The sequence below is a fragment of the Micromonospora sp. WMMA1947 genome (assembly GCF_027497355.1).
Classification (GTDB): domain Bacteria; phylum Actinomycetota; class Actinomycetes; order Mycobacteriales; family Micromonosporaceae; genus Micromonospora.
In genome coordinates this window covers 5,641,226-5,662,835 of sequence record NZ_CP114909.1, presented here as the reverse complement: position 1 = coordinate 5,662,835, position 21,610 = coordinate 5,641,226, and the positions used below count along the sequence as shown (strand labels likewise).

Below are 21,610 nucleotides of genomic sequence, written 5' to 3'. Positions count from 1 at the left end.
ACGATGACACGCGTCGATCGCGATCCGTGGGGCGTGCCGCAGCTGCAGGCCGGCGACGTCGACACGCTCGCGCGCCTGCAGGGGCGTGTCGCGGCGACGGACCGGGCCTGGCAGATCAGCGTCGAACGCTGGCGCGCCGAAGGGCGCCTCTCCGCCCACGTCGGCCCGGCCGAGCTGGCGTGGGACCGGTTCGCCCGCCGCGTACGGCTGGACGACACCGCCCGGCGCTGCTACGAACGGCTGGACCCGGACACCCGGCGCTGGGTCGAGGCGTACGTCGACGGGGTCAACTCCGGACTCGCCGAGGGCGCCGCCGGCGCACCCGAGTTCGCCGCCACCGGCGCCGCACCCGAACCCTGGCACCCCTGGTCGCCGCTCGGCGTGTTCCTCGTCCAGCACGTGCTGTTCTCCACGTTCCCGAACAAGCTCTGGCACGCGCACGTGGCCCGTACGCTCGGCCCCGAGGCGGCCGGACTGTTCGCGGTGGAGGGACCGGCGTCGGCGGGCAGCAACGCCTGGGCGCTGCCCGCCGACCCGGCCACCGGACGCGGCCCGGTGATCGCCGGTGACCCGCACCGGCTGCTCGAACTACCCGGCGTCTACCAGCAGGTCCGGCTGACCTGCCCGGAGTTCGACGTGGTCGGTCTCGCCTTCCCAGGCGTACCCGGCGTGCCGCACTTCGGCCACACCGGGCACGTGGCCTGGGCCGTCACCAACGCGATGGCCGACTACCAGGACCTCTACCGCGAGCGGCTGCGCCGCGACGGCGACCGCGTGCTGGTGCGCGACGCCGACGGCTGGACGCCCGCCACGCGCCACGTCGAGGAGATCGAGGTCCGCGGCGGCGCCCCGGAGACGGTCGAGGTGATCGAGACGCCCCGCGGCCCGGTGATCGACCACGACCGGGTCACCGGCGAGGCGATCGCCCTGCGTACCCCGAGCCGGGTCGAGGCCCGCCTCGGCTTCGAGGCGCTGCTGCCGCTGCTGCGCGCCCGGCGTACGGACGACGTGGCCGACGCGCTGCGGCACTGGGTCGAGCCGGTCAACAGCGTGCTCGCCGCCGACACCCGGGGCAGTGTCCGCCGCCTGGTCGCCGGCCTGGTCCCGGTACGCGACGAGCGGTGCCGCTGGGAGCCCGTGCCGGCCTGGGAACCGGCCTACCGGTGGCGGGACGACTACCTGCCGCTCGTGGACGAACCGGTCGACGGCGCGGCGGTGTGCGCGAACGACCGCCGCGACGACGTGGCCGCACACGGCACCGACTTCGCCCCGCCGCACCGGGCCCGCCGGATCCGGGAGCTGCTCGCCCAGGACGCCGAACCGTCCACCGTGCACACCGACGACCGCCTCCCGGCCGGCCCGCTGTACCGGCTCCTCGACCGGCTCGACCCCGGCCGGCTCGACGAACCCGCCCGCGCGCTGCTGCTGCGGCTGCGCGGCTGGGACCGCGTGATGGCGGCGGGCTCGGCCGAGGCCGGGGCGTACGCGGCGTGGCGGGCGGCGCTGGCCCGGCGGCTGCGCGTACACCCGAGGTTGCGTGCCCTCGACGAGCCGTGCGGGTTCGACGAGCTGTTCGCACCGTGGACCGACCCGGCGGCCCGGATCGGCCTGGCGCTGGACCACCTCGCGGCCGGGTTCGACCTCGCGGAACCGGCCGCCGAGGCGCTGGCCGAGGTGGCCGCCGGCCCGCCGCCCGGCGCGTGGGGCAGCCGGCACCTGCTGCACCCGGTGCACCTGGGCGTCGCCCCCGCGGTCACCGACGCGGTGGCGGCGATGCGGCAGCGGGTGGCGCTCGCCGGTGACACCGACTGCGTGCTGGCCACGTCCAGCGTGCCGGGCATCTCCGACGCCTGCTGGCGCGGTCCGGTCGCCCGCTACGTGTGGGACCTGACCGACCGGGCGGCCAGCCGCTGGATCGTTCCGTTCGGCGCCTCCGGGCGCCCCGGCGACGCGCACTTCGCCGACCAACTGCCCCACTGGGCCGCCGGGACGCTGATCCCGGTGCCCGCCGGCCCCCTGACGGGAGACGAGACGACGTGATCCACCTGGAGCGCATCCCCGGCCTCGGCGAGCTGGCGCTGGAGCCGGTACGCCCCGACCGGGACGCCGGCCTGCTGCACGGCTGGGTGATTCGGCCCCGCAACCGGTTCTGGGGCATGGGCTCGCACACGGTCGACGAGGTACGCGAGATCTACGCGTTCGTCGACGGGCTGGACACCCACCACGCGTACCTGATCCGGCTCGACGGCGAGCCGATCGGGCTGTTCCAGACCTACCAGCCGGAGGCGGACCCGGTCGGCGAGCGCTACCCGGTGCAGCCCGGCGACGTGGGCACGCACCTGCTGCTCGACCCGCCCCGGCGGTACCCGCGCGGCGTGACCGGTGCGGTCTTCCCGGCCCTGGTCCGGTTCCTGCTGCGCGACCCGGCCGCGCGCCGGGTGGTGGTCGAGCCGGACGTGCGCAACGACGCGATGCTGCGCCGGCTGCGGATCGAGGGGTTCACGCTCGGCGACGAGATCGACATGCCGGACAAGCGGGCGAGGCTGGCGTTCCTCACCCGGGAACGGTTCGAGGCGGACCACCCGCCCGCGTGACGCCCGCCCGCGTCAGGGCTCGACGGCGTCGGCGCGCAGCCGGCCGGCCAGGTCCCGCACCGTCTCGGCGTACGCCGGGTCGTCCTCGGACGGGAGGTGACCCTTGATCGGCGGCGGGACGCTGTCCCAGGGCGGGGCCACCAGGCCCTCCGGATCCCGGAGACGACGGTCCACTGTCGCCTCCGGCCCGGTGACGCGGGCCGGCTCGTCCGCACGGTGCGGGGAGAAGATCCATCCGCCCAGCGCGTCGGTGTCCCGCCACAGGTTGCGCCACCGCCAGCCGACCCGCCCGCCGATCCCGCGCAGCATGTCGTCGCCGACGTAGGCGGGGAACAGCCGGGCGTAGAGCCGGCGCAGCGGTGAGCTGTAGGTGAGCAGGGCGACCCGCGCGCTGATCTCCGCCGGTAGTTGCAGGACGGTGGCGGCGACCAGCACCGAGCCGTGGCTGTAGCCGGCCAGCAGGACCCCGTTGCCGCTGCGCACCAGGTACGTGACGCGCCGGGCCAGCTCCGGCACGGCCCGCTCGGCGTAACAGGGCGGTGCGAACGGGTGCGCGGCCCGGGGCCAGAACGTGGCGAGGTCGAAGAGCACGCCCACGTGGTGGCGGAACCCGGGGCTGCGGTAGGCGAAGATCCCGGCGACCACCAGGCCGAGCACCGCGGCCGAGATCGCCACCCCGCCCACCTCGATGCCGAACATGACCAGCTCGGCCGGGATGTGCGTGCGCCGTTCCAGAGCCACGCCCGGCTCGGGGTGGACCAGCGCCATCGCGGTGGTCGCGGCGCCCGCGCCGGCCATGACGGCGAACAGCACCGCCAGGGGCACCAGCAGGTCGGTGAACCGGGCGCGGACGATCATCGTCCGGACCTGCCGCAGCCGGGGCGCCGCCTCGGCCGGGGGCGCCGGGAAGTCCCGCTCGACGATCGCCTGGGCGGCGCGTGTCCGGCCACGCCGGGACACCAGTGCCACCACGGCGGCGGCCACCAGCGTGACCAGCAACGCGCGGAAGAAGCCGTAGATCGCCCAGGTGTACGCGCGCGCCGGCCCCGGAATGTCGTCCGCCGGGGACACGCCCCGGTCCAGCAGGTCGGCGGTGCGCTGGACCAGCTCGGCGGAGTACGCGACGGCGAGCCCGCCCGCCGCCGCGGCGACCACGAGCGCGCCGAGCCCGTTCGGCGGCTGGTGGCCGCGTGCCCGCAGGCGGTGCCAGATCAGCACGGCACCCAGGGCGCCGAGCAGGACGGCGTGCGTGGACAGCAGCCAGGTCAGGATCGAGCCGTAGCCGGGCAGCCCGCCGCCGGTACGCCAGCGGGTGGGGGCGAACAGCAGGTACCCGGCCACCACGACGGTGAGGCCGATCGCGGTGGCGCGCAGCACCCGGGCGACCCGGTCGCGTCGCGGGTCGGTGGGTGCCCGGTCGACGAGCGGCGGAACGCAGACCAGGACGACGCAGGCGAGCAGGACCGCGCCGGTGACCGCGAGCAGCACCGCCACCGTGGGCGGAACACCCTGCGCGGCCCGGGCGGCGAGGAGGCAGGCGTCGAGCACGGCGAAGGCCGCCGCGATGTGGATCGAGCGCAGCCGGCCCATCAACGGTTCGGTGTCCCACTGGCCGATCGTGCTCAGCGGAGGCCCGGCGGACGCCCGCTCCGGCGCCCGGAACGCGGTGAACGAGCGCCCCGGCCGCCGAGCGCCCCACCAGACCAGGCTCACCGCGGCGGTCGGCACCAGCGCCAGCACCACGAGCCGCAGCCCCACCGGCCGCCCGCCCATCCAGGACAGCCATTCGCGGTCGGCGATGCAGGCCGGGACGGACAGGCACTGCCAGGCCACCAGGTCCAGCGCGACCCCGGCGCCGGAGAGCACGTACAGCCCGGTCAGGCTCAGCCCCAGCACCCGGCACAGCGCCCGCACCACCACGCCGCCGACCGCGTCCACCGGCCGCATCCACACGGCCACGTTGAGCAGCATGAAGGGCATCAGGAACAACAGCGAGAGGGTCCGCAGGGCGGTGCCGGACGGCAGGTCGTTCCACTGGTACGCCTCGAGCGTCACGCCGCCCGCTCCGCGCTCGTCGGCCAGGTCCGGACGGGGACGGTAGAAGCCGGCGCTGCGGTCGCCCGCGACCTGCCGGACCAGCGGCCGGTCCAGCACCTCGGCGGCGCCGCCCGCCGAGACACCGTGCACCCGTAGCTCCACCACCTCGCCCGACGGGGCCTGTGCCCGCCCTGGTCCAGCCGTCATCGACCCTCCGCGACTCCCGGCCGCCCACGCCGCCTGCACGGCCCGCCCTCGGGTGGCGCACCTCCCTACCCGGCCGGGGCGTGGGCAAACGCCCGCACGGCCCGGCGGGCGGCCCGTTCGAAGCCGGGCCGGCCGGGTAACCGCGGGCGGACGTCGGAGGAAGGGAGCCCGCATGACCGGCGCATCGCCCCCGCGCGACGGCTTCGCCGTCGTGGAGATGTTCACCTCCCAGGGCTGCGACAGCTGCCCGCCCGCGGAGGAGGTGCTGTCCGCCATCGACCGGGACGCGCGTGAGCGTGGGGAGCGGGTCTACACGCTCGGCTTCCACGTCGACTACTGGGATCACCTGGGCTGGGCCGACCCGTACGGCGCCGAGGCTCACACGCTGCGGCAGGAGCGGTACGCGCGGGCGCTGCGCTCCGGCGGGCTCTACACGCCGCAGATGATCGTCAACGGGACGGTCGAGTTCGTCGGGTCGGACCGCCGGCAGGCCACCTCGGCGATCGACGCCGCGCTGGCCGCGCCGCCCGGCACCCCGGTGGCGCTGTTCGTGGTGACGGCCGACGCCGGCCATGTGGTGCTCGACTACGAGACCGGGGCGTTGCCCGAGCAGGCCCGGCTGAACGTGGCGGTGGTGGAACGCGGCCTGGAGAACGACGTCCCCCGGGGCGAGAACGCCGGGCGGCGGCTGCGTCAGGACACGGTGGTGCGGGCGTTCTGCTCCACCGAGTGCAACGGTGAGCGGGGCCGGGTGGAGATCGACGTGCCGGCAGCGCCCGATCCGCGTCGCACCTCGGTCGTCGGATACGTGCAGCAGGGCGACCGGGCGGTGGTCGGCGCCACGGCCGTCGACCTCGGCGACGGGAGCCACGGGTGACGCGGGCCGCGGTGGCGACCCGGCTGCCGCCGATCGACGTCCGCCGCTGGGTGAACTCCGCCCCGCTGACGCCGGAGGACCTGCGCGGACGCGTGGTGCTCGTCGACGTCTGGGAGTACACGTGCGTGAACTGGATCCGTACCGCCCCGTACGTGCGGGCGTGGCACCGCGACTACCGCGACCTGGGTCTCACGGTGATCGGCGCGCACGCGCCGGAGTTCGGGTTCGGCCGGCTGCCGGAGAACATCGACCGGGCGATCCGCGACCACGGACTCACCTACCCGATCGCGATCGACGACGACTACACGTTCTGGCGCGCCCTGCGTAACGACGCCTGGCCGGCGAAGTACCTGTTCGACGCCGACGGGCGGCTGGCCGACCGCTGGGTCGGCGAGGGCGACTACGACCGCACCGAGACGCTGATCCGGCGGCTGGTCGAGGCCGCCGCACCCGCGACCGCGCTGCCACCGGTCACCCCGGAGGTGACCGCGTTCGTGACCACCCCGCAGCCCACGTACGCCGGGCTCACGCCCGAGACCTACCTCGGCGCTGATCGGGGCGTGCCCGGCACGTACGCGCTGCGCGGCGACTGGCGGGTCGAGGGCGAGTACGTCGAGGCGGCCGGTGCCGACGCCGAACTGGTCCTGCCGTTCACCGCCGGCGAGGTGAACCTGGTGGCCGACCCGGGACCGGCGGGACCGGCCGGGGTTCGGGTGCTGCTGGACGGGAAACCGGCCGCTGAGGCGCGCGGCGCCGACGTGGGCCCGGACGACCGGGCCCGGGTCGACCGGGCGGCCATGATCCGGCTGATCGACGGCGCGCCGCCGGGGGAGCACCGGCTCACCCTGCGCGCCGAGCGGCCCGGTCTGCGCGCGTACGTCTTCACGTTCGGTCCCTGACCCGACCCGAGGAGGACAACCCGTGGCCGTCAAGACCATGACGCCGACGCGTACCGGCGCCGACATCCGCGAGTTCCGCATCGACGTGCCGGAGGCGGACCTGGCGGACCTGCGGGCCCGGCTCGCGGCCACCCGCTGGCCGGAGCGGCAGACGGTGGACGACCAGTCGCAGGGCGTGCCGCTGGAGACCAGCCAGGCGCTGGCCCGTTACTGGGCCACCGAGTACGACTGGCGCAGGGTCGAGGCGCGGCTGAACGACCTGCCGAACTTCGTCACCGAGATCGACGGCCTGGACATCCACTTCATCCACGTGCGCTCGCCGCACGCCGACGCGCTGCCGCTGATCGTCACGCACGGCTGGCCGGGCTCGGTGATCGAACAGCTGAAGATCATCGGTCCGCTCACCGACCCGACGGCACACGGCGGCCGCGCCTCGGACGCGTTCCACCTGGTGATCCCGTCGATGCCCGGTTACGGCTTCTCCGGCAAGCCGGACCGGCCCGGCTGGGACCCGCAGCACATCGCCCGCGCCTGGACCGAGCTGATGCGGCGGCTGGGCTACACGCGCTTCGTGGCCCAGGGCGGCGACTGGGGCGCGCTGATCACCGACATGCTCGGCGTGCAGGCGCCGCCGGAGCTGGCCGGCATCCACACGAACATGCCCTGCGTGGTGCCGCCGGACATCGACGCGTTGCTGCAGAGTGGCATCACCGGCGTGAACAACCCCCTCGCGCAGCTGCCGGCCGGGCTCTCGGACGAGGAGCGGGCCGCCTGCGAGCGGATCGACTTCTTCTGGAAGCACTCCGCGTACGCGCTGATCATGACGACCCGTCCGGAGACGCTGACGGCGCTCGCCGACTCGCCGGCCGGGCTGGCGACGTTCATGCTGGACCACGACGCGGCGAGCCTGGACCTGATCTGCGCCGCCTTCGCGGGCCGGCCGGGCGGCCTGAGCCGCGACGACATCCTGGACAACGTGACGCTCTACTGGCTGACGAACACGGGGGTGTCCTCGGCCCGGCTGTACGCGCAGAACGCGCTGTCGTTCTTCGCCGCCAAGGGCGTCCAGGTGCCGGCGGCGGTGAGCCAGTTCCCGGACGAGATCCTGCTCGCGCCGCGTAGCTGGGCGGAGCGGGCGTACCCGAACCTGATTCACTACAACAAGCTGGACCGGGGTGGGCACTTCGCCGCCTGGGAGCAGCCGGAGTTGTTCGCGCAGGATATGCGGGCGGCCTTCCGGTCGCTGCGCTGACCGACTGTCGGATGCGGCCGGGTGGGGTGCCACCCGGCCGCATCCTCGGGTTCAGACCTCGGTCAGCCGGATCGCGTCGGCGATGACCAGGCCGGCGGCGGAGCTCCATCGGCTGACCGCGACGCGGTTGGCGTCCCCGGCCGGCAGCGTGAACGTGCCGAGCGAGCGCCACTGCCCGCCGGTCGCCCGCTGGTCGACGACGACGGTCCGGTTGCCGGTGGTGGTGGCGACGATGTACGGCGTGGCCGCGTTGTAGCCCGCGTTCGCCGGCCACCACGCCTCGACCCGGTAGTTGCCGGTGCGGGGGACGTTGAACTTGTACCAGGCCGCGTCGCTCGCGGCGACCGGGTCCGCGTAGCGGTAGTCGGCGCCGTAGCGCTGCCCGGAGTACGTCGAGGTGCCCCAGCTGGCGCTGGCGGTGAACCGGCCCGCGGTGGCGTTGTCCACGATCGACGTCCAGCCGGTGCCGCCGCCGGCCATCTTGGCGGCCACGTCGGCGCGCATCGTGTTCAGGTCGATGAAGGACGGGTCGATCTTGCCGGTGGTGCTGGTCTCGCGGTGCCCCCGGGCATAGCTCGAGTCCCGGCCGAGCCGCTTGAGCACGGCGGCGGTGGCCGCGATGCTCGCGTTGTACTGGGCGGTGGTCATCCGCTGGTCGACGCCGTTGTAGTCGATCTCCCACCCGATCATCAGGGTGTTGCCGTCCCCGGCCGGGATCGGGCCGCTGCCGCCGCTGGTGCCGGCGTGGTTGCATCGGCCGGCCGAGATCACGTGGAACACGCCGTGGTAGTCCACGAGCGCCTGGCAGAGCGGGCCGGGCAGGTCGGAGCGGCCGTTGATGCAGATGTTCAGCGCCGGGTGCGGGTTGGTGGCGCTGGACGTGGCGGCGGTGTGGTGCCAGAGCACGCCGATCGGGTCGAACGAGCCGGAGCGCATCCGGTTGAGCCAGTCGCCCTCGACCACCACCTGCACGCCGGCGGCCCGCAGCACGTCCACCAGCCAGGGAATGGTGGCCATCACTGCTCCCGGAGCAGGTCGGCGAGGCACTCGGCCTTCGGCGCCGCGTGCGCCGCGCCGGGACGGACGGCCACGGTGACCGCGGCGGCCACCAGGGCGGGTACGCCGAGCAGACCTCGGCGTCGCAGACGGGGGGATCGTGACGTGGGCATGGCGCTCCTCGGGTGACGGCGCTTCACTGATCGACGCATGTGAGTGCGAGCACGCTATCCCGGTGCCGGGCTCTTGTCGATACCCTTCAATGATCGTTTCCATTGTGAAAACTTCCGCCACGACCGTCTGTCGTCGTTCGTCGATGCGTGGTAGAAATCCTGCCCATGTCTCGCCGCCGGGCGAGGAATCCTTCACAGGAGGGGCGCCGATGAGAGCGATCGCCACGGCCCTGACACTTCTCGCCGTCGTCGCGGCCGCGGCCGGTCCGGCTCCGGCCGTCCCGGCCCGTGCCGGGACACCAGGCACCGCCGAGCCGGCCGTCGCGGCAGCGGTCGGCCCGCAGCCCGGCACGTACACCGGTAAGGGCTTCGACACCTGCACCGCGCCGTCCCAGGCCGCGATGGACGCCTGGCTGACCGCGTCGCCGTACCGCGCGGTCGGCGTCTACATCAGCGGCGCCAGCCGCACGTGCGCCCAGCCCAACCTGACCGCGACCTGGGTGGCCGACCAGACCCGTAAGGGCTGGCGGCTCATCCCGATCGAGCTGGGCTACCAGGCGCCGTGCGGCACCCGTACGCCGAAGATGTCCGCCGACCCGGCCACCGCGCGCGGGCAGGGCCGGACCGCGGCGGACAGCGCGGTCGCGGCGGCGACGGCGCTCGGCATCGGCGCGGGCAGCACGCTCTACAACGACATCGAGCAGTACCCGACGAGCGCCTCCTGCCGCGCCGCCGTGCTCTCCTTCCTCTCCGGCTGGGTCGAGCGCCTGCACACGCGCGGCTACCTCGCCGGCATGTACTCCAGCGGCTCGTCCGGCATCACCGACGTCTGCGGCGCGTACCACGACACCCGCTACCTGCGCCTGGACCAGATCTGGATCGCCTGGTGGAACGGCGTCGCGGACACCGACGGGGGCACGTACTGCGCCGACGACCGCTACGCCGACCAGCAGCGCCTGCACCAGTACGCCGGCGACGTCACCGAGACGTGGGGCGGCGTGACCATGAAGATCGACCGCAACTACCTCGACCTCCGGGCCGGCACGGCGACGCCCGCGCCGTGGAGCGTGACAGTGGACAACGGCACGGCGGGCGGGTTCACCGCCGGCGCGGCGTGGGGCACGTCGGCGTACTCCGGGCAGCGGTACGGCGCCGACTACCGCTTCGCCACGCCGACCCCTGCGAGCGACGTGGCCTGGTTCCGGACGACCCTGCCCGCGAGCGGCAGCTACGAGGTCTCGGTGTGGTACCCGGCCGACAGCGGCTACAACGACCGCACCCCGTACCTCGTGGCCACCACGACCGGCAACCGGACGGTGACGGTCGACCAGCGCACCGGCGGCGGGCGCTGGGTCTCGCTCGGCGTGTTCACGCTCGCCGCCGGGACGGGCGACAAGGTCGGGGTGAGCCGCTGGAGCGCCGGGACCGGGTACGTGGTCGCCGACGCGGTCCGCATCACCCGGGTCTGAGCCGCGGGACGTGAGCCGGTCCCGCCGAGGGTGGGACCGGCTCACGCGGGCGGGCTCAGTTCAGGTGCGCCAGCAGGGCGGTGGCCATGCCCTGCTCGCCCCGGGCGTTCGGGTGGAACGGCGCGGCGGAGTTCTGCGGCACCAGTCCCTCCACCCAGCGGGTGCCGCTGCTCTTGCACGCGTCCCGGCCGATCGACGGGGTGTAGACGTCGGCGTAGCTCGCCCCGCCCGCCGCCGCGGTGTCGGCGAGCATCGTGTTGAGCGCCTTCTGGACGCCACGCAGGTACGGCACGTCCTGGTAGGCGATCGGCACCACCGGCCAGCAGCCGTACCCGCTGTCGGGCAGGATCGCCGGGTAGCCGAGCACCACCACGCGCGCGTTCGGCGCGGCCTGGCGGACCGCCCGCAACACCGCTGTCACCTTGGGCGCGGTGGCGGCGATCCGGGCCCGCAACTGGTCGGTGCCGCCCGCGGTGAACCGGTCCTTGCAGGGCGAGCCGAGAGGGCTGCTCACGCTCGCCTCGGCGCAGTCGCCGATGATGCCGGCGAAGCCGATGTCGTTGCCGCCGATCTGGACGGTCACCAGCGCGGTGGCCGAGGTGACGGCGCTGACCTGCGGCGGCAGCGCGATGCCCAGCGCACCGTCGCCGCCGGACAGGATGTCCTCGGTGGTGGCCCCGGAGCAGCTCACGTCGGCGAACGACGACGAGCCGGCGGACGCGGCGACCAGGGACGGATAGTTGCGGTTGGAGCGCAGGCAGTTCAGGTCGACCTGGGTGGGCACGAGCGGCGCGGAGGTGTAGGAGTCGCCGAGCGCGACGTACCGCCCGGCGGGCGCGGCGGCGACGGCGGGTGCGGTGACCGCGAGCAGCACGCCGGCGGTGGCCGCGGCGACCGCGGCGAGTCTGGTGGCGGTCCGCATCAGCGGCAGGCGGGGACGGATCATGGGGCCCTCCCGGAGGGGTCCTGGTGGTGGTGCTGGGATTCTGTCCACGCCTGTGACGTACGTCAATATAGACAGCACTCACTAAAGGCTGTCCCGGGATGTGGTCCGCCGCCGCCCGGTGAGGGGTCGCCCACGCGGGCCCTGGTGTTGCGTACGTCACATTTTTGAGCGACCCGAAAGCCGGGTACGGAACGGCTGCCGACGGGTCGATTCGTTGCGGCGCAACGTTCCCCGGCACCGTCGCCCCTGGTGGGCGGCCCGGGACCGGATTCGCGGAGGCACGCACCGGAGCCACCCCGGCACGGCTGGTGAACGACCGATCGAATGTCGGCGATCCTGGATTTGCAGCCGTCATTACGCTGCGAAGTGGTTGATCGCCGGAACCACGGACGACAGGTGGAAGAACCTCAGATGAGTGACAATCACCCTCCCTACGGAGGCTATCCGGACCCGAACGCCGGAGCGTGGGGCAACCAGCCCGACCCGAACGCCCCGTACGGCGCCCAGCCGGCCTCCGGCGCGCCCTACGGCTCGCCACCGGCGTCAGGTGCCCCGTACGGTTCGCAGCCGGCCTCCGGCGCGCCCTACGGCGCCCAGCCCGCTTCCGGCGCACCCTATGGATCGCAGCCGGCCTCCGGCGCGCCGTACGGGGCGCCGCAGCCCGCGGTCTCGTACCCGGGGCAGGCCGGCTTCCCGCCGCCGGCCGCGCCCTACGCGCCCGGCACGCCCCAGGGCGGCGGCGGCAAGAGCAAGGGGCTGATCGTCGGCCTCGCCGCCGGTGCGGTGACGCTGACGCTGCTCTGCTGCGGCGGCGGGCTCGCCTACGTCGCCTTCAACGGCGACGAGGACGACCCGCAGCCGGTCGCCTCGGGCAGCGCCACCCCCGGCCCGGACAGCAGTCCGTCCGCGACCCCCAGCGCGGACGCGCCCGAGTCGACCGGGCCGGACGGACCCACGAACAACGACGCGATCACCGCGCGGTACGCCAGCGAGATGTCGGCGGTCTGCGACGGGGGACCGATCCTCAACGCCGCCCCGTACACCGCGCCGGCGGGCTCGAAGGCGTACGTCTTCTCCAACTCCCCGGACCGGCCGTCGTTCTGGTCGCAGAAGACGGTCAGCTCGGCCAAGCCGTACTACGCCAAGTCGGCGGACTTCGCCACGGTGTCCGTCATCGGCTGCCTCAAGATGGTCGAGGGCAGCGAGGGCACGCCGAAGAAGTGCCAGTACAAGAACAGCGAGGACAAGGTCGTCACCGTCGAGTACATCTCCTCGCGGTACACGCTGACCTTCCACGCCGCGAAGACCGCCGAGAAGATCGGTGACGGCGGCACGGTGAACGCGCCGGCCGCCCGCTGCCCGAGCTTCATCTCCTACAACAAGGTGACGATGAAGTCGTACGCGTCGCCGGACAGCGGCACCATCGAGGCCGCGCTGGACCGCTTCCTGCGGTAACCGACGCCGCGGTGACACGAAGCCGGCAGGCCGGGACTCCCGGCCTGCCGGCTTCGTCGTGTCCGGCTCAGAAGTCGTCGTCGAACGTGACGCTGCCGGTCACCCCGACCTGGTACGCCGACACCCGGCGCTCGAAGAAGTTGGACAGCTCCTGCACGTCCTGCAACTCCATGAACGCGAACGGGTTGCCGCTGCCGTACATCGGCGCGATGCCGAGCACCGCCAGGCGCCGGTCGGCCACGTGCTGGAGGTACTCGCGCATGTCGGCCAGCGACATCCCGGGCACCCCCTTCCCGAGCAGGTCCTCGGCGAAGCTCACCTCGCACTCCACCGCCTCGGCCAGCATCTCCCGCACCTGCCGCTGCATCTCGTCGTCGAACAGGTCCGGCTCCTCGGCGCGTACGGTCTCCACCACGTCGAAGGCGAACGCCATGTGCATCGACTCGTCCCGGAACACCCAGTTGGTGCCGGAGGCCAGCCCGTTGAGCAGGCCCCGGGAGCGCAGGAAGTAGACGTAGGCGAACGCGCCGTAGAAGAACAGGCCCTCGATGCACGCGGCGAAGCAGATCAGGTTGAGCAGGAACGCCCGCCGGTCCGCCCGGGTCCGCAGTTCCCGCAGCTCGAAGATGGAGTCGATCCACCGGAAGCAGAACTCGGCCTTGCGGGCGATCGACGGGATGTTCTCCACCGCGGCGAACGCGGCGAACCGTTCCTTCTCGTCCGGCACGTACGTGTCGAGCAGGTTGAGGTAGAACTGGACGTGCACCGCCTCCTCGAACAGCTGCCGGGACAGGTAGAGCCGGCCCTCGGGCGAGTTGACGTGCTGGTAGAGGTTGAGCACCAGGTTGTTGGCGACGATGGTGTCGCCGGTGGCGAAGAACGCCACCAGCCGCGACACCAGGTGCCGTTCCGCCGCCGACAGCTTCGCCAGGTCGGCGAGGTCTCCGTGCAGGTCGACCTCCTCGACCGTCCAGGTGTTCTTGATGGCGTCCTTGAACCGGTCGAAGAAGCGCGGGTAGCGCATCGGCCGCAGGGTCAGGTCCATGCCGGGGTCGAGCAGCATGTGCCGGGTCGGTGCGGTGGTGGTCACTGGCATGCCTCGCAGCTCTCGGGGTTCTCCAGGGAACAGGCCAGCGCCTCGTCGTCGCTCACGGCGGAGACTACGCCGGCGACCGGGGCGAGCACCGGGGCGACGGTGGCCTGCTGGATGCGGGTGGCGGGACGGGATCGCAGGTAGTAGGTGGTCTTCAGCCCGGCCTTCCAGGCGTACAGGTACATCGAGGACAGCTTGCCGATGGTCGGCGCGCTCAGGAACAGGTTCAGCGACTGGGACTGGTCGACGAACGGCGCCCGCGCCGCGGCCAGGTCGATCAGCGCCCGCTGCGGCAGCTCCCAGGCGGTGCGGAACAGCTCCCGCACCGGCGCGGGCAGCTCGGTGATGTCCTGCACCGAGCCCTCGGCCCGCTTGATCCGGTCGCGGACCTGCGGCGTCCACAGCCCGCGCGCCTTCAACTCCCGCACCAGGTACGTGTTGACCTGCAGGAACTCCCCGGACATGGTCTCGCGCTTGAACAGGTTGGACACCTGCGGCTCGACGCACTCGTAGCAGCCGGCGATGGAGGCGATGGTGGCGGTCGGCGCGATCGCCACCAGCAGCGAGTTGCGCAGCCCGCCTGCGGCGATCCGCTCGCGCAGCGCCGCCCACCGGCCGGTCTGCGCCGGCTCCGCGCCCCACAGGTCCGGGTGCAGGTCACCCTTGGCGGCCCGGGTCTGCGGGTACGCCGGATGCGGGCCGAACCGCTCGGCCAGCCCGGCGGAGGTCTCCAGCGCGGTCAGCAGGATCTCCTCCTGCACGCGGGTGGACAACTCCTTCGCCTCGGCGGAGTCGAACGGCAGGCGCAGCGTGAAGAACGCGTCCTGCAACCCCATCAGCCCGAGCCCGACTGGCCGCCAGCGCGGGTTGGACGCCGCCGCCTGCTCGGCCGGGTAGTAGTTGATGTCGATCACCCGGTCGAGGAAGACCACCGCCGTACGCACCGTGGCGCGCAGCCGCTCCCAGTCCACCCCGTCGGCGGTGACGTGGGCGCCGAGGTTCACCGAGCCGAGGTTGCACACCGCGGTCTCGGCGTCGTCGTTGACCTCCAGGATCTCCGTGCACAGGTTGGACAGGTGGATCACGTTGCCCGGCTCACCGGTCTGGTTGGACAGCCGGTTCGCGGCGTCCTTGAACGTCATCCAGCCGTTGCCGGTCTGCGCGAGCGTGCGCATCATCCGCCCGTACAGATCCCGGGCCTTCACCGTGCGCACCGCGTTCTTCTCCGCCGCCCGGTACGCGGCGTCGAACGCCTCGCCGTACAGGTCGGGCAGTTCCGGGGCGTCCGACGGGTCGACCAGCGACCACTCGCCGTCGGCCTCGACCCGGCGCATGAACTCGTCCGGGATCCAGTTGGCCAGGTTGAGGTTGTGCGTACGCCGGGACTCCTCGCCGGTGTTGTCCCGCAGCTCCAGGAACTCCTCCACGTCCGGGTGCCACGGCTCCAGGTAGACGCAGGCCGCGCCCTTGCGCCGGCCGCCCTGGTTGACCGCCGCCACCCCGGCGTCGAGTGTCTTGAGGAACGGCACGATGCCGTTGGACCGGCCGTTGGTGCCCCGGATCAGCGCGCCCCGGCCGCGCACCCGCGACCAGGCGATGCCGATCCCGCCGGAGAACTTCGACAGCTTCGCCACCTGGTGGTACCGCTCGTAGATCGAGTCCAGCTCGTCGCGCGGCGAGTCGACCAGGAAGCACGACGACATCTGGGTGTGCCGGGTGCCGGAGTTGAACAGCGTGGGGGAGCTGGGCAGGTAGGCCAGGCTGGACATCAGCCGGTAGAACCCGACCGCCTCGCCGGGGGTGCGGGACAGCCCGCAGGCCACCCGCAGCAGCCAGTACTGCGGCGTCTCCACCACCAGCCGCGTCTGCGGGTGCCGCAGCAGGTAGCGGTCCGCCACGGTACGCAGTCCGAAGTACTCGAACCGCCGGTCACCGTCCGGGTCCACGGCGTCGTCGAGCTTGCGTGCGTGCCGGGCCACGAACGCGGCCGTCTCGTCGCCGATCAGCCCAAGCCCGTGGGCGTACGCGATCGACTGGCTGAAGCTCGCCACGCCCTGACCGCGGACCTCCTTGTCCACGTACGCGGCCAGCAGCCGCGCCGCCAGCTTCGAGTACTGCGGCTCCTCGCCGATCAGCTCCGCCGCGGTCTGGATCGACAACCGGTCCAGCTCGGCGGTGGTCGCCCCGTCGTAGAGCCCGCTGATCGTCTTCGTGGCCACCCGCAGCGGGTCCACCTCGTCCAGGTCGGCGACCCAGCGCTCGACCGCCCGCACGATCTTGTTGACGTCCACCGGCTCGGTGTCGCCGTCCCGCTTGCGTACCCGCATCGCGAGCCGGCGGGGCTCGGACCCGCCGCCGGTGGACGGGGGACTCTCCTGCACGACCGTCATGACCTCTCCTCGCTGTCACCGTCCGGAGACGGCGGGAGACGCCAACGGGCGCGGCGCAGGGCCGGCCCGGCTGCTGGCGTCGGTCGTCCCGCGCGACCTCCGACCGCCGTACGCGGAGGCGCACGGCGCGCTGGCAGGTCTTCGGACTCGTGGGCCCGACCGGGGTCGCCGGTCGCCTACCGGCCGTCGCTTCCCAGGCCGGTGGCCCAGTGCTGTTGACGGCTGTCGTTCCCACTCACCGCTGCGGGGCAGTCCCGGATTCCCACCGGGTTCCCTCTTGCCTCGGCCCCGCCCGTGAGGGCTCGGCCGAACCAGCTGCGGCACCACCATATATGGCGGTGAGGGCGGTTGGGCAACACCAGATGTCGTGTCGGGCGTGTCGGATGGATCTCACTGTCCACAGTGCCTACCCCCGATGCCGGCGCTGGCCGCCGGGCGCGATACTCGGCGTATGGGGAATACCGGACGCCGCTGGGCGTGGGTGGCGGTCCTGCTCGTCGGCGTCGGGCTCCACCTGCTGGTGCTGGAGACACTGGCCGGCACCGGCACCGTCACGTTCGTGCCGGCGCTGATCCTGCTCGGCGCGTCCGTCGCCCCGGCCACGTTCCTGGCCTTCGCCCAGAGCCGCCCGGGCCGCCGCCCCGTCCCCGGTTCCGTCGTCGGCGTCGCCGCGCTGCTCGGCGGCGTGATCGGCGTGGTCGCGGCGGGCTGGCTGGAGTACGACGCGCTGCACCGGCTCGGCGTCCTGCCGATGGCGCTCGTCGGCCTGGCCGAGGAGACCGCGAAGCTGATCGTGCCGGCCGGCATCCTGCTGCTGTGGCACCGGCACCGGTCACCGGCGGAAGGGCTGGTGATCGGCGTGGCCTCCGGCGCCGGGTTCGCCGCGTTGGAAACCATGGGCTACGCGTTCGCCGCGTTCGTCGGATCGCAGGGCAACCTCGGCGAGGTCGAGCAGACGCTGCTGGTACGCGGCCTCACCGCGCCCGCCGCGCACCTGGCCTGGACCGGGCTGACCGCCGCCGCGTTGTTCGCGTTCGCCGCCGCGCCCGGCGGCCGGAAGCTGGCGGCGTTCCTGCTCACCTTCGCCGCCGCCGTCACGCTGCACACCTGCTGGGACACCTTCGGCACCCAGCCCGCGTACGTGTTCATCGGCGGCGTCTCACTGGGCTGGTTGCTGCTGCGCCTGCACCTGGACCGCGAGCGGCCGCCCGCGTCCGGGACGCCGGTCGTGCCGGCGTCCCGGGAGACGGCAGCGCATCCCGGCTGAGCCGGCCGCCCGGCGCCGCGCCCGCCCGCAGCCCGTCAGCCGGCGGCCAGCCGGACACCGAGCGCGACGAAGGCGACAGCGCAGAGCCGGTCGACCCGCCGCGACCAGCGGCTGTCGCCCCACCGGCGGGCGAACCGCCCGGCGCCCACGCCGAGCGCCAGGTCCACGGTGAGCTGCACCGCGACGAACAGCACGCCGAGCAGCACCAGCTGCGCCGCGACCGGGCCCGCCTCGGGCCGGACGAACTGCGGCAGGAACGCCACGCTGAACAGGATCATCTTCGGGTTGAGCAGGTTCGTCAGCAGCCCGCGCCGGAACGCCCGGCCGCCCCCGCCGTCCGGCCGGTCGGCGGCGGCGCCGGGCCGGCCGGCGCCGCGCAGCGCCCGCAGGCCCAGCACGATCAGGTACGCCGCCCCGGCCCACCGGATCGCGGTGAACAGCACCGGGGACGCGGCGATGACGGTGGCGAGCCCGGCCACCACGGCGGCGACGTGCACCGCCTCCCCGGCGGCGACGCCGAGCGCGGCCACCGCGCCCGCCCGCGCGCCGTACCGGGTGGCGTTCGCGAGCACGAACATCATGTCCGGCCCCGGGGTGAGCATGAGCACCACGATCGCGGCCAGATAACCCGCGAGCGTGGCGGCGGAGAGTCCGAGCACCGCTCAGCCCTCCCCGGCGCCGTCGAGCAGGGCCCGGCGCAGCGCCAGCCGGTGTTCGCGCCGGATCTGCGCCTCCCGGTAGCGCCGCCGGTCGCCGTCGGTCTCGGTGCGCAGCGGCGGCACCGGCCGGGGCCGGCCGTCGTCGTCCACCGCCACCATCACCAGGTGCGCGGTCGCCACGTCCACCGGCGGCACCGCGCGGTCCCACCGATCCGCGCTGACCTTCACCGCCACCTCCATCGAGCTGCGGCCGGCCCAGGTGATCCGGGCGTCCACGTGCACCACGTCCCCGACGCGCACGGCGCGCAGGAACGCGGTCTCGTCGATGGCGGCGGTGACGGCCGGACCGTCGGAGTGGCGGGCGGCGACCACCCCGGCGACCGAGTCGATCAGGTTGAGGATGCGCCCGCCGTGCACAGTGCCCATCAGGTTGGTGTGGTGCTGGTCCATGATCTGCGACAGGGTCAGGTGCGAGGCCGACGGTGGTCGGCCGGTGAGCGTGATGGTGTCGGGCACAGTGCGGTTCCGTCCTCGCAGAAGCGGACCGCCGACCGGCCGGGGTGTGCACGTCGAGGGCACGCCGACGGCGTACCGCGCGGCGTGTCACCCGCCCGACCCACCCGCGAGGTCGACGGCGGCGCGCACCGGTGGTACGCGCGACGCGGGCAGGTCTTCGGACTCGCGGGCGTGACACGAGGTCGCCTACTGGCCGTCGCTTCCCAGGCCGTGGCCCAGTGCTGTTGACGGCGGTCGTTCCCACTCACCGCTGCGGGGCAGTCCCGGATTCCCACCGGGTTCCCTCTTACGACACCCGGCCGTCGCCGACCGGGTGAACCAGCGCTTCCCGCAGCGTAGCCCAGCCCTCGCCTCCTCCCGGAGCCCACCCGGCGGGCCGGCCCCGGGGCGTCACGACGGTGTCGAGCCGCTTCCCGCGGCGGCCAGCGGCGCCGCGCCGAACGACACCGCGAACCGCTTGCACCAGATCGACACGCTGCGCAGCCCGTCCAGGTCCACCGACGCCGGGATGTCGTACACCTGGTCGCCGATGTTGCCCTTGAGCCGGCCCAACTCGACCCAGCGGCCGTCGTCGAACACCTGCCAGCCCGCCCGGCCGGGCAGCACCTTCCGGTCGGTGAGCCAGACCCGCAGGTCCGGACCGTCCGACGTGTCCAGTCCGCGCAGGAGCAGCTGGCGGCGGCCGTCGGCGAGACGGACCAGCTGCGCCCGGCCCGACGTGTCGTGCTCGTGTGTGACGAAGTCCCCGGCGGCGAGGACCACGTCGGCGGGCGGTGCGGCGGTCGGCGGCGGGCCGCTCGTGCCGGCCGGCTGCGGTTCCGTCACCGACGGCAGCGCCTCGCGTACCTCACGGTCGGTCACCAGCCGCCACGGCTGGAACAGGTACAGACCCACCGCGAGACCGGTGACGGCCACGACAGCGAGCCCCGCCAACACCACACGCTTTCTGCCCATGCTCCGACGGTAGGCCCGGACCCGCCGCAAAGATCTTTCCGTCCGCTTACGGGTCGACCGCGGGCCGCCGTGCCGGGACGCCGGTGGGTAGCGTCTGGCGCATGGGGCGCTACGTGCTCGTCGTCGACGACGACCGGACGGTGAGCGACGTCGTCCGGCGGTATCTGGAACAGGACGGCTGCCGGGTCCGGCTGTCCTTCGACGGGGCCGACGCGCTCGCCGCCGCCGAGCAGGAGCCGCCCGACCTGGTGGTCCTCGACCTGATGATGCCGGGTCTCGACGGCATCGAGGTGTGCCGGCGGCTGCGTCGCCGGCTGCCCGGCCTGCCGGTGGTCATGCTCACCGCGCTCGGGGACGAGGCGGACCGGGTCGCCGGGCTGGAGGTCGGCGCGGACGACTACGTGACCAAGCCGTTCTCGCCGCGCGAACTGGTGCTGCGCATCAGGTCGGTGCTGCGGCGCGCGGCCCCGCCCGACCGGGGACCGGCAGGGGTGCTGCGCGACGGCGACCTCACCGCGGACATCGACCGCCGCATCGCCGAACGCGGCGGGCGGCCGCTCGGCCTGACCGTACGGGAGTTCGACCTGCTCGCGTTCCTGCTGGCCAATCCGGGGCGCGCGTGGTCGCGAGCCGAACTGCTGGACCGCGTGTGGGGCTGGCGGTTCGGCGACCAGTCCACTGTCACCGTCCACGTCCGCCGGCTGCGGGAGAAGATCGAGGACTGCCCCGCGCAGCCCCGGCGCATCGTCACCGTGTGGGGCGTCGGCTACCGCTACGAGCCGCAGGAGTCCCGGTGAACGAGCTGCTGGTCATCGGTTTCTACGCCCTGCTGGCCGGCGCGGTCGTCGGCGCGCTCGGCGCCTGCGCGCTGCGGCTGGTGCGCCGCCGGTCGATCCTCGCGCACATCGCGGTGCTGCTCGCGGTCACGATCGCCTCGGTGACGGCCGGCGTCACCGCCGTCGCCCAGGCCATGTTCCTGTCCGCGCACGACCTCCAGGTCGTCCTCGTGACGGTCGCGGCGTCCGCGGCGGTCAGCCTGGCCGTCGGGGTGGCGTTCGCCCGCCGGCTCGCGCAGGCGGCGGTCTGGGCCGACCAGGCCCGGCAGCGGGAACGGCAGCTGGAGGCCGGCCGCCGCGAGCTGGTCGCGTGGGTCTCCCACGACCTGCGTACGCCGCTCGCGGGCCTGCGGGCGATGGCGGAGGCGCTGGAGGACCGGGTGGTCGACGAGCCGGCGGCGGTGGCCGAGTACCACCGCCGGATCCGGGTCGAGACGGACCGGATGACGCGCCTGGTCGACGACCTGTTCGAGCTGTCCCGGATCAACGCCGGAGCGCTGCGGCCCGCGCTGTCCCCGGTGCCGCTCGGTGACGTCGTGTCCGACGCGATCGCCGCCACCGCGCCGCTGGCCGCCGACCGGCGGGTGCGTGTCGTCGCCCCGGAGACCGGCTGGCCGACCGTCCGGGCGGCCGAGGCCGAACTCGCCCGCGTCGTGACGAACCTGCTGGTCAACTCGGTGCGGTACACGCCACCGGACGGCACTGTCCGCATCGACGCCGGCCGGGAGGACACCGACGCGTGGCTCGCCGTCTCCGACACCTGCGGCGGCATCCCGGAGGCGGACCTGCCCCGGGTGTTCGACGTGGCGTTCCGGGGGACCCGGGCCCGTACCCCCGTACCGGCCGGCACCGGCGAGGCGGCGCCGGCCGGCGGCGGGCTGGGGCTGGCGATCGTGCGCGGGCTGGTGGAGGCGCACGGCGGGCGGGTGCACGCGCACAACGTCACCGGCGGGTGCCGGTTCGTGGTCCGCCTGCCGGCGGTCTGACCGG

General features: G+C 73.7%; 19 protein-coding genes and 2 riboswitches. Of the genes, 10 read left to right on the top strand and 9 right to left on the bottom strand.

From position 1 onward, the window contains the following. Window positions 1-3: 3 nt before the first annotated feature. Window positions 4-2,040 carry a penicillin acylase family protein gene (locus O7604_RS26715; protein WP_281578163.1) on the top strand — a complete coding sequence of 679 codons (2,037 nt, stop codon included), beginning with the start codon at window positions 4-6 and terminating at the stop codon, window positions 2,038-2,040. Further along, window positions 2,037-2,594 (top strand): GNAT family N-acetyltransferase, encoded by a 558-nt coding sequence (locus O7604_RS26710; protein ID WP_269706755.1) that lies wholly within the window; start codon window positions 2,037-2,039, stop codon window positions 2,592-2,594. Before O7604_RS26715 ends, O7604_RS26710 begins: the two co-directional genes overlap by 4 nt. A gap of 12 nt (window positions 2,595-2,606) precedes the next feature. Here the strand turns inward: O7604_RS26710 and O7604_RS26705 are convergent, their stop codons facing one another. Next, window positions 2,607-4,838 carry a hypothetical protein gene (locus O7604_RS26705; protein WP_281578162.1) on the bottom strand — a complete coding sequence of 744 codons (2,232 nt, stop codon included), beginning with the start codon at window positions 4,836-4,838 and terminating at the stop codon, window positions 2,607-2,609. Window positions 4,839-5,010: 172 nt separating this feature from the next. Here O7604_RS26705 and O7604_RS26700 point away from each other — a divergent pair, with 172 nt between their 5' ends. Genes O7604_RS26700 through O7604_RS26690 form a run of 3 tightly spaced genes read left to right on the top strand, consistent with a single transcriptional unit; the run spans window position 5,011 to window position 7,866 of the window. Beyond that, entirely contained in the window at window positions 5,011-5,715 is a 705-nt protein-coding gene (locus O7604_RS26700) for a DUF1223 domain-containing protein (protein ID WP_269706752.1), read from the top strand. Then, complete coding sequence (locus O7604_RS26695; protein WP_269706751.1) at window positions 5,712-6,614, top strand: redoxin; 903 nt, start codon at window positions 5,712-5,714, stop codon at window positions 6,612-6,614. Before O7604_RS26700 ends, O7604_RS26695 begins: the two co-directional genes overlap by 4 nt. A 22-nt stretch (window positions 6,615-6,636) precedes the next feature. Then, the gene (locus tag O7604_RS26690) at window positions 6,637-7,866 is read left to right on the top strand and encodes an epoxide hydrolase family protein (RefSeq protein WP_281578161.1); all 1,230 of its coding nucleotides are present in this window, start codon (window positions 6,637-6,639) and stop codon (window positions 7,864-7,866) included. Between the two features lie 51 nt (window positions 7,867-7,917). On the opposite strand, the gene O7604_RS26685 is transcribed toward O7604_RS26690, so the two are convergent. Further along, window positions 7,918-8,883 carry an N-acetylmuramoyl-L-alanine amidase gene (locus O7604_RS26685; protein ID WP_281578160.1) on the bottom strand — a complete coding sequence of 322 codons (966 nt, stop codon included), beginning with the start codon at window positions 8,881-8,883 and terminating at the stop codon, window positions 7,918-7,920. Continuing rightward, the gene (locus O7604_RS26680; protein WP_174533668.1) at window positions 8,883-9,035 is read right to left on the bottom strand and encodes a hypothetical protein; all 153 of its coding nucleotides are present in this window, start codon (window positions 9,033-9,035) and stop codon (window positions 8,883-8,885) included. The genes O7604_RS26685 and O7604_RS26680 overlap by 1 nt, the downstream gene beginning before the upstream one ends. A 209-nt stretch (window positions 9,036-9,244) precedes the next feature. On the opposite strand from O7604_RS26680, the gene O7604_RS26675 reads away from it, so the two are divergent. After that, window positions 9,245-10,504: a glycoside hydrolase domain-containing protein gene (locus tag O7604_RS26675; RefSeq protein WP_281578159.1), complete on the top strand. Its 1,260-nt coding sequence runs from the start codon at window positions 9,245-9,247 to the stop codon at window positions 10,502-10,504. A 55-nt stretch (window positions 10,505-10,559) separates the two neighbouring features. Here the strand turns inward: O7604_RS26675 and O7604_RS26670 are convergent, their stop codons facing one another. Next, window positions 10,560-11,450, bottom strand: coding sequence for an SGNH/GDSL hydrolase family protein (locus tag O7604_RS26670; protein ID WP_269706747.1), 891 nt, complete (start codon window positions 11,448-11,450; stop codon window positions 10,560-10,562). A 411-nt stretch (window positions 11,451-11,861) separates the two neighbouring features. On the opposite strand from O7604_RS26670, the gene O7604_RS26665 reads away from it, so the two are divergent. Next, the gene (locus tag O7604_RS26665) at window positions 11,862-12,905 is read left to right on the top strand and encodes a hypothetical protein (protein ID WP_281578158.1); all 1,044 of its coding nucleotides are present in this window, start codon (window positions 11,862-11,864) and stop codon (window positions 12,903-12,905) included. A 67-nt stretch (window positions 12,906-12,972) separates the two neighbouring features. On the opposite strand, the gene O7604_RS26660 is transcribed toward O7604_RS26665, so the two are convergent. Further along, window positions 12,973-14,001, bottom strand: a complete 1,029-nt coding sequence (locus O7604_RS26660) for a ribonucleotide-diphosphate reductase subunit beta (protein WP_281578157.1) — start codon at window positions 13,999-14,001, stop codon at window positions 12,973-12,975. Beyond that, a complete protein-coding gene (locus tag O7604_RS26655; protein ID WP_281580009.1) occupies window positions 13,992-16,325 on the bottom strand; it encodes a ribonucleoside-diphosphate reductase subunit alpha in 2,334 nt (777 codons plus the stop codon). The genes O7604_RS26660 and O7604_RS26655 overlap by 10 nt, the downstream gene beginning before the upstream one ends. Window positions 16,326-16,502: 177 nt before the next feature. After that, a riboswitch (cobalamin riboswitch) is annotated at window positions 16,503-16,719 on the bottom strand. A 120-nt stretch (window positions 16,720-16,839) separates the two neighbouring features. Here O7604_RS26655 and O7604_RS26650 point away from each other — a divergent pair. After that, window positions 16,840-17,655 (top strand): PrsW family glutamic-type intramembrane protease, encoded by an 816-nt coding sequence (locus O7604_RS26650; RefSeq protein ID WP_281578156.1) that lies wholly within the window; start codon window positions 16,840-16,842, stop codon window positions 17,653-17,655. A 35-nt stretch (window positions 17,656-17,690) separates the two neighbouring features. On the opposite strand, the gene O7604_RS26645 is transcribed toward O7604_RS26650, so the two are convergent. The 3 genes from O7604_RS26645 to O7604_RS26635 form a co-directional block, all read right to left on the bottom strand. Further along, complete coding sequence (locus O7604_RS26645) at window positions 17,691-18,314, bottom strand: LysE family translocator (RefSeq protein ID WP_269706743.1); 624 nt, start codon at window positions 18,312-18,314, stop codon at window positions 17,691-17,693. Window positions 18,315-18,317: 3 nt separating this feature from the next. Next, window positions 18,318-18,830, bottom strand: a complete 513-nt coding sequence (locus tag O7604_RS26640) for an acyl-CoA thioesterase (RefSeq protein ID WP_269706742.1) — start codon at window positions 18,828-18,830, stop codon at window positions 18,318-18,320. Window positions 18,831-18,960: 130 nt separating this feature from the next. Next, a riboswitch (cobalamin riboswitch) is annotated at window positions 18,961-19,168 on the bottom strand. A 52-nt stretch (window positions 19,169-19,220) separates the two neighbouring features. Beyond that, window positions 19,221-19,784 (bottom strand): DM13 domain-containing protein, encoded by a 564-nt coding sequence (locus O7604_RS26635; RefSeq protein WP_281578155.1) that lies wholly within the window; start codon window positions 19,782-19,784, stop codon window positions 19,221-19,223. A 101-nt stretch (window positions 19,785-19,885) separates the two neighbouring features. Here O7604_RS26635 and O7604_RS26630 point away from each other — a divergent pair, with 101 nt between their 5' ends. Both O7604_RS26630 and O7604_RS26625 read left to right on the top strand, forming a co-directional pair. Then, window positions 19,886-20,581 carry a response regulator transcription factor gene (locus tag O7604_RS26630; protein WP_269706740.1) on the top strand — a complete coding sequence of 232 codons (696 nt, stop codon included), beginning with the start codon at window positions 19,886-19,888 and terminating at the stop codon, window positions 20,579-20,581. Beyond that, a complete protein-coding gene (locus O7604_RS26625; protein WP_281578154.1) occupies window positions 20,578-21,606 on the top strand; it encodes a HAMP domain-containing sensor histidine kinase in 1,029 nt (342 codons plus the stop codon). The genes O7604_RS26630 and O7604_RS26625 overlap by 4 nt, the downstream gene beginning before the upstream one ends. Window positions 21,607-21,610 lie beyond the last annotated feature (4 nt).

Coding starts and splice junctions, on each gene's coding strand:
- O7604_RS26715 (WP_281578163.1), top strand. CDS start 4: ATGACACGCGTCGATCGCGATCCGTGGGGCGTGCCGCAGCTGCAGGCC.
- O7604_RS26675 (WP_281578159.1), top strand. CDS start 9,245: ATGAGAGCGATCGCCACGGCCCTGACACTTCTCGCCGTCGTCGCGGCC.
- O7604_RS26655 (WP_281580009.1), bottom strand. CDS start 16,325: ATGCGGGTACGCAAGCGGGACGGCGACACCGAGCCGGTGGACGTCAAC.
- O7604_RS26650 (WP_281578156.1), top strand. CDS start 16,840: ATGGGGAATACCGGACGCCGCTGGGCGTGGGTGGCGGTCCTGCTCGTC.
- O7604_RS26685 (WP_281578160.1), bottom strand. CDS start 8,883: ATGGCCACCATTCCCTGGCTGGTGGACGTGCTGCGGGCCGCCGGCGTG.
- O7604_RS26630 (WP_269706740.1), top strand. CDS start 19,886: ATGGGGCGCTACGTGCTCGTCGTCGACGACGACCGGACGGTGAGCGAC.
- O7604_RS26680 (WP_174533668.1), bottom strand. CDS start 9,035: ATGCCCACGTCACGATCCCCCCGTCTGCGACGCCGAGGTCTGCTCGGC.
- O7604_RS26670 (WP_269706747.1), bottom strand. CDS start 11,450: ATGATCCGTCCCCGCCTGCCGCTGATGCGGACCGCCACCAGACTCGCC.
- O7604_RS26705 (WP_281578162.1), bottom strand. CDS start 4,838: ATGACGGCTGGACCAGGGCGGGCACAGGCCCCGTCGGGCGAGGTGGTG.
- O7604_RS26700 (WP_269706752.1), top strand. CDS start 5,011: ATGACCGGCGCATCGCCCCCGCGCGACGGCTTCGCCGTCGTGGAGATG.
- O7604_RS26665 (WP_281578158.1), top strand. CDS start 11,862: ATGAGTGACAATCACCCTCCCTACGGAGGCTATCCGGACCCGAACGCC.
- O7604_RS26660 (WP_281578157.1), bottom strand. CDS start 14,001: ATGCCAGTGACCACCACCGCACCGACCCGGCACATGCTGCTCGACCCC.
- O7604_RS26635 (WP_281578155.1), bottom strand. CDS start 19,784: ATGGGCAGAAAGCGTGTGGTGTTGGCGGGGCTCGCTGTCGTGGCCGTC.